Origin of the sequence: Desulfatiglans sp. (genome assembly GCA_012513605.1) — a bacterium.
In the GTDB taxonomy this organism is placed as follows: domain Bacteria; phylum Desulfobacterota; class DSM-4660; order Desulfatiglandales; family HGW-15; genus JAAZBV01.
Map to the genome: position 1 here is coordinate 1 of JAAZBV010000127.1, position 15,634 is coordinate 15,634.

12 protein-coding genes are annotated in these 15,634 nt (G+C 44.9%); 7 read left to right on the plus strand and 5 right to left on the minus strand.

Annotated features, from left to right (window positions below; all coding sequences use genetic code 11):
* Together GX654_16960 and GX654_16965 are read right to left on the minus strand one after the other, a co-directional pair.
* The coding region (locus GX654_16960; protein ID NLD38552.1) for an AAA family ATPase at positions 1 to 1,590 on the minus strand (1,590 nt) is incomplete at its 3' end.
* Positions 1,591 to 1,835: 245 nt separating this feature from the next.
* Positions 1,836 to 2,051, minus strand: coding sequence for a hypothetical protein (locus GX654_16965; GenBank protein ID NLD38553.1), 216 nt, complete (start codon positions 2,049 to 2,051; stop codon positions 1,836 to 1,838).
* 1,073 nt (positions 2,052 to 3,124) lie between these two features.
* On the opposite strand from GX654_16965, the gene GX654_16970 reads away from it, so the two are divergent.
* Genes GX654_16970 through GX654_16990 form a run of 5 tightly spaced genes read left to right on the plus strand, consistent with a single transcriptional unit; the run spans position 3,125 to position 9,834 of the window.
* Positions 3,125 to 3,586, plus strand: a complete 462-nt coding sequence (locus GX654_16970; GenBank protein ID NLD38554.1) for a hypothetical protein — start codon at positions 3,125 to 3,127, stop codon at positions 3,584 to 3,586.
* A gap of 47 nt (positions 3,587 to 3,633) precedes the next feature.
* Positions 3,634 to 4,998 (plus strand): TolC family protein, encoded by a 1,365-nt coding sequence (locus GX654_16975; GenBank protein NLD38555.1) that lies wholly within the window; start codon positions 3,634 to 3,636, stop codon positions 4,996 to 4,998.
* 14 nt (positions 4,999 to 5,012) lie between these two features.
* The gene (locus GX654_16980) at positions 5,013 to 6,287 is read left to right on the plus strand and encodes an efflux RND transporter periplasmic adaptor subunit (protein ID NLD38556.1); all 1,275 of its coding nucleotides are present in this window, start codon (positions 5,013 to 5,015) and stop codon (positions 6,285 to 6,287) included.
* 17 nt (positions 6,288 to 6,304) lie between these two features.
* Positions 6,305 to 9,409 carry an efflux RND transporter permease subunit gene (locus tag GX654_16985; protein ID NLD38557.1) on the plus strand — a complete coding sequence of 1,035 codons (3,105 nt, stop codon included), beginning with the start codon at positions 6,305 to 6,307 and terminating at the stop codon, positions 9,407 to 9,409.
* A gap of 38 nt (positions 9,410 to 9,447) precedes the next feature.
* Entirely contained in the window at positions 9,448 to 9,834 is a 387-nt protein-coding gene (locus tag GX654_16990; GenBank protein NLD38558.1) for a hypothetical protein, read from the plus strand.
* A 113-nt stretch (positions 9,835 to 9,947) separates the two neighbouring features.
* Here the strand turns inward: GX654_16990 and GX654_16995 are convergent, their stop codons facing one another.
* The 3 genes from GX654_16995 to GX654_17005 all read right to left on the minus strand — a co-directional run bounded on the left by GX654_16995 (position 9,948) and on the right by GX654_17005 (position 11,858).
* Positions 9,948 to 10,142, minus strand: a complete 195-nt coding sequence (locus GX654_16995) for a DUF2892 domain-containing protein (GenBank protein NLD38559.1) — start codon at positions 10,140 to 10,142, stop codon at positions 9,948 to 9,950.
* A 5-nt stretch (positions 10,143 to 10,147) separates the two neighbouring features.
* Positions 10,148 to 10,972 (minus strand): 4Fe-4S binding protein, encoded by an 825-nt coding sequence (locus tag GX654_17000; protein NLD38560.1) that lies wholly within the window; start codon positions 10,970 to 10,972, stop codon positions 10,148 to 10,150.
* Between the two features lie 208 nt (positions 10,973 to 11,180).
* Positions 11,181 to 11,858: a 4Fe-4S binding protein gene (locus GX654_17005; GenBank protein ID NLD38561.1), complete on the minus strand. Its 678-nt coding sequence runs from the start codon at positions 11,856 to 11,858 to the stop codon at positions 11,181 to 11,183.
* A 155-nt stretch (positions 11,859 to 12,013) separates the two neighbouring features.
* On the opposite strand from GX654_17005, the gene GX654_17010 reads away from it, so the two are divergent.
* Both GX654_17010 and uvrA read left to right on the plus strand, forming a co-directional pair.
* Complete coding sequence (locus GX654_17010) at positions 12,014 to 12,418, plus strand: hypothetical protein (GenBank protein ID NLD38562.1); 405 nt, start codon at positions 12,014 to 12,016, stop codon at positions 12,416 to 12,418.
* Between the two features lie 243 nt (positions 12,419 to 12,661).
* The gene (gene uvrA, locus GX654_17015; protein ID NLD38563.1) at positions 12,662 to 15,511 is read left to right on the plus strand and encodes an excinuclease ABC subunit UvrA; all 2,850 of its coding nucleotides are present in this window, start codon (positions 12,662 to 12,664) and stop codon (positions 15,509 to 15,511) included.
* Positions 15,512 to 15,634 lie beyond the last annotated feature (123 nt).

Consider the following 15,634-nt stretch of genomic DNA (forward strand, 5'->3'; position numbering starts at 1 on the left):
CTTTACCTTTTCATGCTCGGTGTAACCTTCGAGCTGTATAATCTCCATCCTATCCCTCAAAGGCGCAGGTATGGTATCGAGCTGGTTAGCCGTAGTGATAAAGATAACATCACTCAGGTCAAAATCCACATCCAGATAATGATCCCTGAATGCATGGTTCTGCGCAGGGTCAAGTACCTCTAAGAGCGCGCTGCTTGGATCACCCCTCCAGTCAGAACCTATCTTGTCTATCTCATCAAGCATAAAGATGGGGTTTCTTGTTCCTGCCCTTTTAATGGCCTGTATGATCCTGCCTGGCATTGCGCCTATGTATGTCCTGCGATGGCCTCGTATCTCAGCCTCGTCCCTCATCCCGCCAAGGCTCATCCTTGTGAACTTACGGCCTAAGGCCCTTGCAATGCTCTTGCCCAGGCTTGTCTTGCCCACACCAGGGGGGCCTGCAAAACATAAGATTGCGCCCTGTGCCTCTCCCTCCTTGCCATCTGAAGCGGGATCAGCCTCAATACCCCTTTCATATACAAGTTTACGTACTGCCAGATATTCTATAAGCCTGTCCTTTACATCCTGAAGGTCATAATGATCCTCATTAAGGATCGCCCTTGCGTTTTCAATATCAAGCTGGTCTTCAGAAAATTTATTCCATGGAAGGTCAACTATCCAGTCAAGATATGTCTTGATAACCGGGTGCTCCGCAGAATGGGGAGACATGCCAGCCAGCCGTTTCAGTTCACGCCTTGCCTCCTTTTCCGCCTCTTCAGGCAGGTTTGCCTCCTTGAATTTTCGTTCATATTCCTCGACATCTGTGCCTGACTGGTTTTCATCAGACTCGCCCAGCTCCTTCTGTATGGCCTTCATCTGCTGCCTTAAAAAATATTCCTTGTGGGCCTTATCCAGTGTCTCCTTTGCCTCATTCTTGATCTTGTTATCAAGCATCAGGATCTCTTTCTGATGGGTCAAATGGGCAATAAGCATTTTGATCTTTTCCTTAAGATCATCAGACTCTAAAAGGGCCTGTGCCTCATCAATACCAAGACCATGATTTGCAGCGGTCATATAGGTAAGGTACCTGGGGTCTTCTATCTGGTCAATAAAGCTTGCCGCATTTTCAGGAAAGCTTGGCGACATCCTGACTACTTCCTTTGCTAAATCTCTCAGGCTGTGCACCATTGCCTCAAACTCAACCCCCTCTTCATAATGATCCGGGGCTTCAACTATTTTGGCAGTCAGGTAAGGGTATGAACTTGACCAGCTCTCCACCCTGAACCTCTCCAGACCCTGAACAATTATATTGATTGAGTTATCCGGAGACTGAAAGACCCTGGTGATCGTAGCTATGGTGCCAACATCATAAAGCTGTCCGGGATTAGGCTCTTCGATATCAGGCATTTTTGATGTGATAAGCCCTATAAGCCTGTTACCCTTAATAGCGTCCTTTATAAGGCGCTCTGACCTGGGCACACCTATAGGAAGATGTATTATTGTATGGGGAAAAACGATCATATTTCTTAATGGAAGAATCGGGAGCTCTTCCGGTAAATCATTTAACAGCTCAGATCTTTCATCTATATTTATCGTGTTAGAATCACTCATTATTTTACCCTCCCATCTATCGTGAACCTGCTCAGCTTCAAAGGATCCAACTAAACAGGAATATATTAAACTGCAAACTACATGAATTACCAAAAAACTATGGTCTATAACTAAGCATCAGTGAAATGAATGTCAAGGCAGGGCAGCTCCGGAACAGGGTTATCTCGTGAGCAGTCTTCAACCCTTGAAAGGCCATGTAGAATAAAAGCCTCTGAAATCAGGATGGATTTTAAAGCCTGGGTATGCTACTTAACTGCCTGCAAAAAAGGGGATGCAAAATCATCTACCTCTTTTTGAAGGTTATATATCTCTGTCCATATCATTGACAGGTCATTGTCCTTCCTCTTAAGATCAGCATCACCATAGCAGGGTGTCAGCTCAACTCTCCTGAGTTTATCCTTGAGCATACTGATTTCCCGCCTGACATTTCTTTTCACTTCTCCCCTTCTTAATCGAAACATTCTCTTTACTCCTTTAATGAATATTGCCTGATATAATTTAATATCGGCATTGCAGCCTATTACATTCAATTTTCATGCCATTTTCTATCTTTTTTATCCATTTGTAAAATTTATTTTTTATACTGAATCCAGGTAGTTACAACATAATTCTTAAACCGGAATAAATTTGCTTATATTTACAGGGGGTTATAATTATTAAAAGTATATAAAAAAAAGCACCTCCGGGCACTTTTCCACACATAAAAACAGCTTATACTGCTCAAGGTGTTTTTAATAATAACCGTATTTCAATACAGAACAGGCAAAAAATCGTTCAACTCTTACATCCATATGCCCACAACAGTGACACATGCATCCATCTGTGAGGCACTGGATAAAAGAAGGTAACCCTTTTGGAGTATAAAAATTGCTATTGACATGTGCAAAGGATTCCTTAATATATTCTGCAATTACATAATACTCAGGGGAATATTAATGCTGCCAGGCACTGTTAAAAATATAAGTATCTTTTTGTCATTTAGAAAAGCCCGAATCAGGTACGTTATTCTTTGCCTTCTAATGCTTAATTCCTCTTTGTTCTCTTCTGCATTAAGCGGATATTTTCTGTGTACAGATTCTGACGGGCATGTTGAAACTAAATTCAAAGGGGCGGATCATTGCTGTGAATCTCCGTTGATTGCCCCCTATAATATTTTCACACTGAACACCCATGATGATTCTGACTTAAAGTGCTGTACAGACAGGCCGACAGCAGGAGATACTGGTGATGGATACCTGCTGAATGCCAGCAGTCGAATAGCATACAACTCCCAGGTTGTTCTGACTGATTTTATATGTGCCGATCCTTTGCATGCTCAATACAAATCATATAAATCTTTTTTAGAGCCATCTCCTCATCATAATATTCCATTATTGTCCTTCAGCAAGACTATCTCCCTTCTTATTTAAAATCACATTTATACTAACCTTGCAGGGAAGAGTAATATCTTTACCTGATCCATGTTTATTTTAATAATTCACCCAAACATGCTTTACCAGCGTTGGTGAATGCCTACATTTTAAGGGGTCAAGTTATGTCAGATAAAAAGATAAGGATAGTTATATTTACAGGGTTAATCATTCTTCTTTTAACAGGTTTTTCATGCGCATCCACGAAAGTAAACCTGTTAAATAACAAATCCGTAAAACTTGAAAAGGTCTCTGATCAAGGTGTGAGGATAATGAAGGTATTTGTGCATAAAGAAAATGATGAGATGCAAATATCCGGGATTGTAAAAAATACGAGTTTTGTTCCTGTAACATCAGGACATGTCGACATAGCTGTAATTAGCCCTGAAGGGGTCATACTTCAGAAAATAAGCGCCAATTATCTCCCCGGAACCTTATCAAACAGGAAGAGACATCACCAAGGTTCCAGGTTTTCTGCTGATTTGCAATCTGTTCCTCCAGCGGGAAGTACAGTAAGGATTGCCTTTCACAAAACCCCGTTTATTACAGGCAGGACATTTATATGTGATGAAAACAGGGCAATATAAAAATAGGCTTTCCATCTCTTTTTTAGGAATGATAACAGGAGAAAAATATGAATCTTAAAATATTCCGGGTCTCTGTCGCTATCTTGCTGTTGACTGCGGGATTAGCCTGCCCCCATGTATCAATGGCGCAGGATATTGATCCCAGTGTTATAGGAAATAGAGGAGAGTTTACTCGGCCAGGTGTTACGGAGTTAACCGATGTGATCACGGTTCAACTTACCATGTCCGAAGCCATTGGATTGGCCCTCGCTAAAAACCCCTTGCTCTCTGCTTTTTTTAAAGAGATAGGGGCAAGAGAGGGCGCCCTGCAACAGACCGGTCTCTTTCCGAACCCTGAGCTGGTATTTGAATTGGAGAATTTTGGGGGAAGTGATGTTTTCCGGGAGTTTGACGGTGTTGAAACCACTGTTTCTGTTTCGCAACTGGTTGAACTGGGGGGCAAGCGGAAAAACCGGCAACTGCTCTCCAGCATTGATAAAACTCTGGCTGAATGGGATTACCAGAGTAAAAAGCTTGATGTTCTCTCAGCCACGGCAAAGGCATTTATGGAGGTGCTGATTGCCCAGAAGCATGTTATCCTGAATAATGAACTGCTTAAGCTCGCTCAGCATACAGCTGATGTGGTCAGCGAAAAAGTTGACGCAGGTAAAGTCTCTCCTGTTGAAAAATCACGCGCAAATATTGAGCTTGCAGTCGTACGGACTGAGGCTGAAAAAACAGTGCGGGATCTGGAGTCAAAAAGGCGGCGTCTGGCCGGATACTGGGGTTCTGAAAGGGCTGGATTTTTAAGGGTAGAGGGCCAATTGGATAACATTACTGAACTGCCGCCCGAATCTTCGTTCAGGGCTGTTCTTGACAACAACCCTGATCTAGCGCGGTGGAGCGCTGAAATAAAACGAAGCGAGGCATCTCTTTCTCTCGCCTATTCTGAAGCGGTACCCGATTTTTCATTGAGTTTTGGAGTGCGTAATTTCCAGGAGACTGACAGCAATGCCTTTCTTGTGGGTATCTCTATACCGATCCCGTTGTTCAACCGTAATCAGGGCGGAATCATAGAGGCTCAGGCGCTTGCTGAAAAGGCCCGTCTGGAGCAGCAGGCAACCAGGATCACTCTTATGACCGATCTTTCTGATGCGTGGCAAAGCCTTTCAGCGGCATATACTGAGGTTATCTCTCTTCGTGATGAAATTCTCCCAAATGCACTCAGAACCTTTGAATCCACGGAACTCGGATATCGCGAAGGTAAATTTGATCTCCTGCAGATGCTAGATGCGCAACGAACACTCTTCACTGTTAAGCGCCAGCACCTCCTCGCCCTTGGCAATTATCTTTCAGCTAATATCGATATAGAGCGAATTACTGGAATCAGGATGCATGATTTTGCCAGTAAAAACATAAAGGGATCTGAATGAAAGGAGTCAGAAAAATGATTAAAAAATATGTGATGATAACAATTGTCATCCTTTGTGTAGTTGCTGTTGGAACTTTTATATACCTGAGCTCACACACAGATCATAATAATAGTGAGATAGAACATCTGAAAGGGCATGGCGATAAGCACAGCCATTATACGCCAATGCCCACGGAAGATCATGGAGATCATGACATTCACAGACATGATGATCAGGGGGATAGCGAACTGATGCATGTCAGGATTACCAGGGCACAGTCTGATCAATTCTGCATAAAAATTGCCGAAGCTGCTCAGGGGTTTTTAAATCGTACCATTCGAGTGCCGGGTGAGTTAAAGCTTAATGAAGATCGGGTGGCACATATATCAACTCAGTTTTCCGGGATTGTACGCCGTAACATGGCACAGATTGGAGGCCTTGTAGCAGCGGGGCAGGTTCTGGCAGTGCTTGATAGCCGGGAGCTGGCTGAGGCCAGGGCCGCTTATCTTGCCGCCGTGGAACGGAAAAAGCTGGCAAACGATATTTTTAAAAGGGAGGAGCGCCTGTGGGAAAAGCAGATAACAAGTGAAATTGAATATCTCTCGGCCCGGCTGACGCTTGCAGAAAGAGATATAGATGAGAGTTCGGCCCGCCACCAGCTTCTTGCCCTGGGGGTTCAAAATAATGTAACGGAACCTGCCTCTTCATCACTCTCTCATTATGAACTCAGGTCGCCTATTTCCGGGTGGGTTCTTGAAAATAATTTTGCCTTTGGAGAATCTTTTCAAGGCGGCGCGGTTCTTTTTAAAATAGCCGATCTTTCCACCGTATGGATTGACCTATCGGTCAGCAGTGAAAATTTAGGGGAACTGCGAAAAGGATTACCGATCGAAATTGAAATATCCACAGAGAAAAAGATAGATGCGGAAATTACTTATGTGGCGCCGGTTATTGAAAAGGAATCCAGAACAGCGATTGTACGTGCGATAATAAAAAATGAAGAGGACTCGCTGCGTCCTGGCCTCTTTGTGAATGCGGATATAAGGCTTCCATCCTGGAACATAACGCTCCTGCTTCCCAAAGAGAGCGTGCAGATTGTTCACGATCATCCCTGCGTGTTTGTATGGAAAGATGGTCAATTTGAACTGCGGGAAGTTGTGCCCGGGGTTTCAGACAGGAGGCACACCGAGATATTACAAGGGCTTAAAGCCGGCGAACTGGTAGCTGTCGAGAATGCTTTTCACCTCAAGGCTGAGTATATCAAAACGGCTGCGGGGGACAATGGTTCTCACCATGGACATTCTCATTGATGACAGGAGGCGATCATATGATCACAAAAATAATATCAGTGAGTTTGCGGCACAGGCTGTTAACAGCCGCCGTTGCACTGGCTATTGTAAGCACAGGGTGGTATTCCTTTAGCAAACTTTCAATTGACGCCTTCCCGGACATAAGCCCCAACCTGGTGCAGGTTTTCGCCGAAGTGGACGGGATGGCCCCAGAAGAAGTTGAGCAGCTTGTTACCCGTCCAACCGAAACAGCAATGCGCAGTATTCCCGGAGTAGAAAAGATCCGTTCAATCTCATCTCTGGGGCTTTCAACCGTTAATATATATTTCAGTGATAGCACAGACATCTACCTTGCGCGACAGCTCGTGGCTGAGCGGTTGAAAACAGCAGAGGAAAATATCCCTGAAGGGGCCGGACTGCAACATGGTCTGGAAATAGGCCCCTTAACAAGCGGTACCGGAAAGATACTTGCTTACTATATGGATGCAGGTGACCGGGATATTGTAGAAACCCGCACGCTTCACGAATGGATCGTCAAACCCGGTATAGAAACCGTTTCCGGTGTCGCCAAAGTTATAAGTCAGGGAGGATACCTTAAGCAATACGAGGTGGAGCTCTCACCTGAAAAACTTCTTGCCTATGGGCTAAGCCCCCTTGATGTGAGCCAGGCAATCAAAGATAATAATGTAAATATCGGCGCAGGTATTATCACCCGCGGGAGTGAAGAGATAGTTGTCCGCACAATTGGACGGGTTAATACCGCTGAAGAGATAGGTAATATCGCTATCAAAAGCGCCGATGGAAAGCCGGTGCTGATCCGTGATGCAGGAGAGGTAAAAAGCGGTAAGGCATTCCGTAGGGGAGTGGCTATCCTGGACGGAAAGAGTGAGGTTGTTGCGGGCGGAGTTTATAAGGCACACCGCGCCAACTCATTTTCAGTTATTTCCGATCTTCGTAAACGCATTGATGAACTCAACGACACTCTTCCCGAAGGTATTCGCATTGTACCATACTATGATCAAGCCGATCTGATTACCGGAAGTATCAACACGGTAAAAAACGCCCTGATTATAGGGCTGGTACTGGTCTCCATAATAGCATTCCTTTTCCTAAGTAATCTCCGTAATGCCCTGATCATAGTATGTTCCATGCTGTTTTCGCTTCTGTTTGGTGTCACTCTGCTTAAGAAGGCAGGGATGTCAGGAGACCTGATTTCACTGGGAGGTATGGCGATTGCCCTGGGTATGATTATTGATGCGGCTATTATCATCGTAGAAAAAATGCAGACCGCTGTTAACACTTCATGTAATGAAGAAACCCTGAAACAGGGCATACTTGAGGCTGCGCAGGAGGTGGGCAGACCTATTTTTTTCGTAGTATTTGTTATTGCAATTGTTTTTCTTCCTATTTTTACCCTTGGCGAGGTAGAGGGTAAAATGTTCCGCCCCCTGGCCTTCGCGGTTGTGGCAACAATGGCTGGCTCGCTCATATATGCGTTGCTGATTTCCCCGTTATTATTTAATATCCTTCATCGCTTCGACAAAAACTGCACCGGTCATGCCCCTGGAAAATACCTTGCACCAATGCTGAACCTTTATGAATCCCTTGTCCGTAAGGCTGTCATCAGACCCGGACGAATGGTGGTGATCTGCTTGATAATACTGATTTTAGGTGTTACCGGTTTTATGCGCCTGGGGCGGGAGTTCATTCCAGCGCTGAAGGAGGGCACTATAAATTGTTTTGTCTATATGAATCCCAATGTGGCGCTTGATGAAATCAGGAAGGTTTGCACAGAGATTTCCCGTATTGCGCGCGAAGTGCCTGAAATCAAAAATGTTATCGCTGATATAGGTTATGGTGAAATCGGACCCCATATGCATCATACAAACTATGGTTGTATTACCATTACGCTTAAAAAACAGCCATTCTGGAAAAATGGGCGCTCACAGGAGGAGGTGATCCTGGCGCTCGATGAAAAACTAAGTAACATTTTAGGGGTTTCCATCAGTTTTTCACAACCGATCGCCCATGAAATTGACGAGCTCATCTCCGGGGCGGGCGCTGAGGTGGTAATTAAGATTTTCGGTGATGATATGGAGCAACTCAGGGAAATGGCGAGAAAGGTTGAACAGGCTGTATCAGGTGTGCCCGGAGCAAGTGATTTACAGGTAGAGCAAACTGACGGTCAGACACAGATGCTCGTCATTCCTGACAATTCCGCATTGGCGCGTTTCGGCATGAATAAGCGTGATCTCCAGGAAATTGTTCGCCAGGCCCTTACCGGCACTGTGGCAGGCGAAGTTTTTGAAGGTCAGCAATCATTTCGCATCCTGGTGCGCCTGGACAGGCGTTTCCAGGAAAATCAGGATGCGATTGCAAATCTGCTTATTAAAGGGCCGTCCGGTGAGCATATACGCCTGGGGAGTCTTGCTCAGATCAAAACCCTGACGGGTCTTCGCCAGATCAGCCGGGAAAATACCCGTCGATACATCTCAGTTCTCTCCAATGTAAGGGGGAGGGATGTAGGCAGCTTTGTAGCTGATGCAAGGAGGGCTGTATCACAGGCCAATATCCTTTCACCAGGGTACCGTATCGAATGGGGCGGGCAGTTTGAACTCCAGCAGGCAGCAAACCGAAGGCTGGCAATTGTTATACCGATCACTCTTGTCATTGTCATTCTGATTCTGTGCGGGCTCTTCAATTCCCTGAGGCTTGCCCTTTTCATAGTGTTAAATATTCCTCTGGCGCTTGTTGGAGGTGTATTCGGACTATTTATCTTTGGTGAGAATGTCAGTATCCCCTCATCCATAGGTTTTATAGCGCTGTTTGGGATTGCACTCACTGATGGTCTGGTTTTGATAAACAAATTTGAACTGTTGCGAGACAGGAGCAAAAGTATTATTGATGTGACCATTCACGGGTGCAGGAGTAAATTCAGACCTGTTCTGATGACCACCCTGACAACTGTTCTTGGCCTTGTTCCGTTGATCCTTTCAACCGGGACCGGTTCAGAAATCCAGCGTCCGCTTGCTATTGTTGTGGTGTTCGGACTGATCACCTCAACGGTTGTAACACTATTTGTGATGCCGACCATCTATTGCCTTGTAGAAAACAGATGGCCACGCTCTCCTGTTAATCAATAAAACATTTAACAAAAAGGAGATTTAAGATGAGAATTAAAATGTTTAGGATAACAATTATTGCTTTGGGTTTTTTATTTATCTGTTTATTCCAGGTTTCCTCTTATGCCAGCGACTTTGAACTGGCTGTTAAGGAGGTGACACGAATAAGTGAAAAAGAGGTGGTTATAAAATACAGTGTCATAAGCAAAAAGGATTTCGATTTCCCAAATGTCAGCATAGCATTTAAAATTCTGGTAAATGATAAGCCCATAGGATGTAAAGAAGTTAGAACTGTTATTCCTGAAGGTTCAGATGGTTCAGATATACAGGAAACCACTGTAAGCACTTCAAGCGGAGACAAGGGATTTACACTGAACAGCAGAATTTTTTACAGTACAAAAAGATACCGTATTGAAGAATGGTTTTCAGGCTGCAAGGAGTTTTAATAATGGTTTGAGGTTTGAGGTTTGCGGTTTAAGGTTTACGGTTATTAGTCATGTTCACCTTGCACCGTACACCGCATACCGTAAACCTCAGACCGTATACCGTAAACCTATTATCAGCATTCTTTTTTCACCCCGAACTTTGTGAGTATCTCTTCCATCAGGCACCACTTTGTAAATGCAGACTGAAGCAGGTTCAGCCCCACAAAGGCGGTAAAGAGGTGCCAGTAGGGGCTGTGAATATATCCCAGCCCGAGGGAGATAAGAATGAAACTCCCTGCTATAGCCCTTATGATGTGCTCTATTTTCATAAGTTTTACCTCCAGACTATTTTAGCTTCCCTTCTTATGGGTATCCTCTGGTACCTGAACCTGGGATACCCGATCATAAGCGCCCCGAAGGCCTGGTGTCTTTCAGGCAGCGCAAGAGCCTCCTTAAGCGGATCATAGTTTGCCGCAGCGGTCATGAAAAAGCCTGCCCAGCAGCAGCCAAGACCTGTGGCTGAGGTAATAAGCTCAAGGTTAGCAAGCGCAATAACACAGTCATTCTGTGCAAGGCGGTTTTCTTTATCACCATATGTGATAATAATGGCAGGCGCATCCCTTAATATGACATCTGTTCCTGCATCATAATCAGAAATGAGTTTACCTAAATGAGGATTGGGGTTTATACCGGGCACACCCTCGTTTAAAACCACCCTGAAAAAGTCAATTACAAGCCCTGCATATCTCTTTATCTCTGCCCTGTCAGTAACAACAAGCCACCTTACCCCCTGTGAGTTACGCGCAGTAGGTGCATAACGGGCAATATCTAAAAGCCTTGTGATCTTTTCCTGTGAAACAGGTTTATCCTTGTATGCCCTGATTGAACGCCTGCCCTTGAAAAATGCCTCGCACTGCTCGGATGAAAGCCTGAACTCCTCTTCAACTGTTTCAAACCTGTGGATATCAAGGCTCCTGTGCCTTAGCGCCCCTGTGGGACAGACAGCCACACAGTGGCCGCACCTGATGCACATGGACTCAATATCTTTTACAGTAGTAGGAGGGGTCTCTTTATGATATTCAAAAAGCCTTGATGGGCACACTGCAACGCACAGACCATCCTGATTGCATTTATCCTTGTCTATTTCTATGAAGTCCATAAGATTTTCCTTTTCCATTCTGCATTTTTTTAAACAACAGATTTCAATTGCCTGTAGGGGCAGACCTGCGTGTCTGCCCGATCGCTATTTGGGTGGTATAAACCGACACCGCCGGGCAGGCACATGGGCCTGCCCCTACATTATTATCGAAGATTCTATTTATAATCACATTACGTCGATTTTAAAAACATTTCCATGTTTTTTACATCTATATCGTTCTGGGCTGCATAATGGCATCTTCCGGGCAGACCAGAATACATGACCCGCATTCATCACACCTTTCACCTATCATGGTGTATTGGTTCCCGGGCATAATTGCCTTGAAGGTACATACATCAAAACAGGCGCCGCATCCTGTGCATTTTTCCTTTATAATGACATTACCTGGCGGGTTAAACAGTGCCCCGCCAAAGGCAAATCTTGTCCTCAGGAGCTTATGATCCCGGTTGACCATCTCATAATCAAAGTCATAAACCTCACCCTTCCCCCTGTACATAACAAGGCTTCTTGTGGCGGGGTATTTTTTCATATCAAAAAGGGCTACCCTGAACTGCTTATTTGTCTCGGCCTTTTTTAAGACCTCATCTGCCGTGAGCTCTCTTACATCCCCTGTGATCCTGATAGTATATCCGGGTTCAAAATGGGGCACGCCATTTTCATCAGAACCTCCTACCTGTGTAGAAGGATACATTCCGCACACTGCAAGATTGCCGGTGCTGATCATCTGCCTGTAAAAGGGTTTGATAAACATTGTCCTCAGGTAAAGCCCCTCTTCATCCCAGGCATAAAAGTGGGCTATCCTGGAATGGACACAACCATCCTCAATGGTTGAAAAGGCAAGAAAACCTATTTTTTCTATATACCCAAATATCTCTCTCAGTTGCATTATTACCCCATTAAAAAAGGTCTACGGTATTCGGTCTGCGGTTTTGGGTAAAGAGGCCTTAGACCTCAAACCGTAGACCTTTTATTTTACTGGCAAGCCTGATAATTTTCAGTTATGTATTCATATCACATATATCTAAAAATGGGAGGCTTAAAATGGCGGAAAGAAAATATGAAAAGCTGATCACTACAAATCTTAACAGGGGCAAAGACGATATTGGCACCCTTTTGTATCAGTTCAACAGTGATACAGTTAAAAACACCCCATTTTTCACAGATGTCGCCTGGATATGGCCAAAGCCTGAAAAGATAGTGATGGAGGGCACCTCTCATTCCCATGAATTTGATGAACTGGTCACCCTTTTCGGTACAAATCCTGATGATACAAGAGACCTGTGCGGTGAGGTGGAGTTCTGGATTGAGGATGAAAAATATGAGATCACAAACAGTTGCCTGATCTTCATCCCCAAAGGGACAAAACACTGCCCTATTATCTTTCACAAGGTGGAAAGACCCATATTCCATTTTATTATCGGTCAGGCGGGTAAATATAAGAGGTGATATACAGATTGTAGAGACGGGTTTAAAACCCGTCTCTACGAATTTACCAAATGCACCGGTTTTCTAAGGCATCTCAAATATTTCACACCCATGACATTTTTTATAATCCCTTGCATTATTTTTCTTTTTTTTTCAGACTTACAGTTGCAACCCTATTTTCAATATTTAGCTTTACCATATTTTTATATCGGTATAATGTGTTGCGTTTCATATTATTCATTCTCATAACAGACGGTAATTATTATGTTTTTAGAAGATATCATTATCAAGGGGGCAAGGGAGCACAACCTTAAAAATATAGATGTAAAGATTCCCAGATTTAAACTGGTTGTTATTACAGGGGTTTCAGGGAGCGGCAAATCTAGCCTTGCATTTGATACCATTTATGCAGAGGGGCAGAGACGCTATGTGGAGTCGCTCTCCTCCTATGCCCGCCAGTTTATAGACCAGACCGAAAAACCAAAGGTGGATTATATAGGTGGCTTAAGCCCTGCCATTGCTATCGAGCAGAAGGCCGTAAGTAAAAACCCGCGCTCAACCGTGGCAACTGTAACTGAGATCTACGATTATCTCCGTGTGCTATATTCAGGCATAGGCATACCCCACTGCCCCAAGTGCGGTAAAAGGGTGCAGGCACAGTCTGCCCAGGAGATAGTGGAACAGGTAGCAGCGCTTACTCCTGGAACACGCTTGCAGATACTTGCCCCCCTTGCAAGAAACCGCAAGGGGACATTCAAGGATACCTTTATTAACGCAAGGTCAGAGGGCTTTACACGGGTGCGTGTGAATGGCGAAACAAGGTCACTTGATGAAGATATCAGCCTGGACAAGAACAAGAAACATAACATTGAACTTGTGGTGGATAGGCTGGTTGTGCCTGATGAAAATGAAGAAAAGGATTCATTTACCACAAGATTAACCGATTCGGTTGAAACAGCCCTGAAGGCAGGTGAGGGGCTTATTGTTGTTGACAAGGGTGATGGAGATGAATGGCTGCTATCGGAACTAAACTCATGCGTGGACTGCGGCATGAGTTTCCCGCGTCTTACACCAGCCGCGTTCAGCTTTAATTCACCCATTGGCATGTGCCCTGAGTGTAACGGCCTTGGAACAAGGCTTGAGGTTGACCCTGAACTCTTTTATGACCCTGACAAGACCATCAACCAGGGGGCGGTGCGCACATGGGGGGAGATTGCTAAAAAAGGTCATGGAGGCAGATACAAGATTGCAAAACAGATTGTGGAGCAGTTCGGCTATAATCTTGATACAAAGTGGAGAGACCTCTCAAAAAAATGTCAGGATGCCATACTCTATGGCGGTGCAAATATAGCATGGAAGTGGGACAACACCAGGAGCAGCGGTGAATACAAGGGCATTCACGAGGGAGAGGTCAACTCCATCCGCCGAAGATACCACCAGACCAAATCGGAGTTTACCCGCCGGTGGTACGCATCATTCATGAGTACACAGCCATGCGCAACCTGTAACAATAAAAGGCTCAGGCCAGAGAGCTGTGCAGTAACAGTAGGCGATAAAAACATAATCGATGTAACAGAGATGTCCATTGGTGAATCATTCGCATGGATAAAAAATCTTCTCCCCAAAATGACTCAGGAAGAAAAGGAGATATCTGAAGAGGTGTTAAAGGAGATCGGAGAACGGCTTCAGTTCCTCTTAAACGTCGGGCTCCACTACCTGACCCTTGACCGCCATGCATCAACACTCTCCGGTGGCGAGGGGCAGCGCATAAGGCTTGCGAGCCAGATAGGCTGCGGGCTTTCAGGTGTGCTTTATGTGCTTGATGAGCCGTCAATAGGGCTTCACCAGCGTGACAACCGCAGGCTGCTTGACACACTTGTACGATTAAGGGACCTTGGCAACACGGTGCTTGTTGTTGAACATGATGAAGAGACCATGCAGACAGCAGACTGGATTGTTGACCTTGGCCCTGGGGCAGGTGTAAACGGTGGTTATGTGGTTGCAGAAGGGCCTCTTAAAAAGATCATAAAAAACAAAAAATCACTTACTGGTAAATACCTGAACGGTACACTCAGGGTATCTTCACCCAATAATCACAGGCGGCCTTCAAACGGCAAATGGATTACTATAGTAGGCGCAGAGCAGAACAACCTTAAAAAACTTGATGTAAGCTTTCCCCTTGGCCTGTTCACATGTGTAACAGGGGTTTCAGGAAGCGGCAAGTCATCGCTCGTGGCCCAGACACTCTACCCTGCCCTTTCAAGGGCACTGCACAACTCGGATGAGAGGCCCGGCAAACATAAGCGGATCAACGGCCTGAACCAGATCAATAAAATTATAAATATTACGCAGTCGCCTATAGGGCGCACACCACGCTCTAATCCTGCGACATATGTACAGCTCATGAACCTGATAAGGGATCTCTTTGCTCAGCTTCCTGATTCACGTGCAAGGGGCTATCAGCCGGGCCGTTTCAGCTTTAATGTAAAGGGCGGGCGGTGCGAGTCATGCCAGGGGCACGGTAAAAAAAGGGTGGAGATGCATTTCCTGGCGGATGTCTGGGTAACATGTAATATTTGCAAGGGGTCACGGTTTAATAAAGAGACATTGCAGGTACACTACAAGGGTAAAAATATCGCGGATGTCCTGGATATGGATGTCGATGAGGCGCTTAAATTTTTTGAGAACATCCCTAATATAAGAAAGATCATCCAGACCCTGTCGGATGTGGGGCTTGGGTATGTAAAACTTGGGCAGAGCGCCCTGACACTGTCCGGTGGTGAGGCACAGAGGGTCAAGCTTGCAAAGGAACTTGCAAGGGTGGCTACAGGCGATACTGTATATATTCTTGATGAACCAACAACAGGGCTCCACTTTGCCGATATCCAGAAATTGCTTGATGTGCTGCACACACTTACAGATGCGGGTAATACAATAATAGTAATTGAGCATAACCTTGATGTAATAAAGACCGCAGACTGGATAATAGACCTTGGCCCTGAAGGGGGTGATGAGGGCGGTTACATCATAGCTCAGGGTACTCCGGAGGAGGTGGCAAAGGTTGATAAGAGCCATACAGGAAGGTTTTTAAAGGAGATACTGGGGGGAAAATAGTTGCTATGTATAAAAGGAGTTAACACCATAAATAAATTAGGCTACCCTCTTTCTTATTAATATTAACGTGGTCGCCAAGCGCCACAAATTTACAAACGAAAGAGAGGTAGCCAAATGAATAGC

Bases quoted from the DNA above. Each gene is read 5' to 3' on its own strand.
- GX654_16980 (NLD38556.1), top strand. From the start codon at position 5,013: ATGATTAAAAAATATGTGATGATAACAATTGTCATCCTTTGTGTAGTT.
- uvrA (NLD38563.1), top strand. From the start codon at position 12,662: ATGTTTTTAGAAGATATCATTATCAAGGGGGCAAGGGAGCACAACCTT.
- GX654_16995 (NLD38559.1), bottom strand. From the start codon at position 10,142: ATGAAAATAGAGCACATCATAAGGGCTATAGCAGGGAGTTTCATTCTT.
- GX654_16985 (NLD38557.1), top strand. From the start codon at position 6,305: ATGATCACAAAAATAATATCAGTGAGTTTGCGGCACAGGCTGTTAACA.
- GX654_16975 (NLD38555.1), top strand. From the start codon at position 3,634: ATGAATCTTAAAATATTCCGGGTCTCTGTCGCTATCTTGCTGTTGACT.
- GX654_17010 (NLD38562.1), top strand. From the start codon at position 12,014: ATGGCGGAAAGAAAATATGAAAAGCTGATCACTACAAATCTTAACAGG.
- GX654_16990 (NLD38558.1), top strand. From the start codon at position 9,448: ATGTTTAGGATAACAATTATTGCTTTGGGTTTTTTATTTATCTGTTTA.
- GX654_16970 (NLD38554.1), top strand. From the start codon at position 3,125: ATGTCAGATAAAAAGATAAGGATAGTTATATTTACAGGGTTAATCATT.
- GX654_16965 (NLD38553.1), bottom strand. From the start codon at position 2,051: ATGTTTCGATTAAGAAGGGGAGAAGTGAAAAGAAATGTCAGGCGGGAA.
- GX654_17005 (NLD38561.1), bottom strand. From the start codon at position 11,858: ATGCAACTGAGAGAGATATTTGGGTATATAGAAAAAATAGGTTTTCTT.
- GX654_17000 (NLD38560.1), bottom strand. From the start codon at position 10,972: ATGGACTTCATAGAAATAGACAAGGATAAATGCAATCAGGATGGTCTG.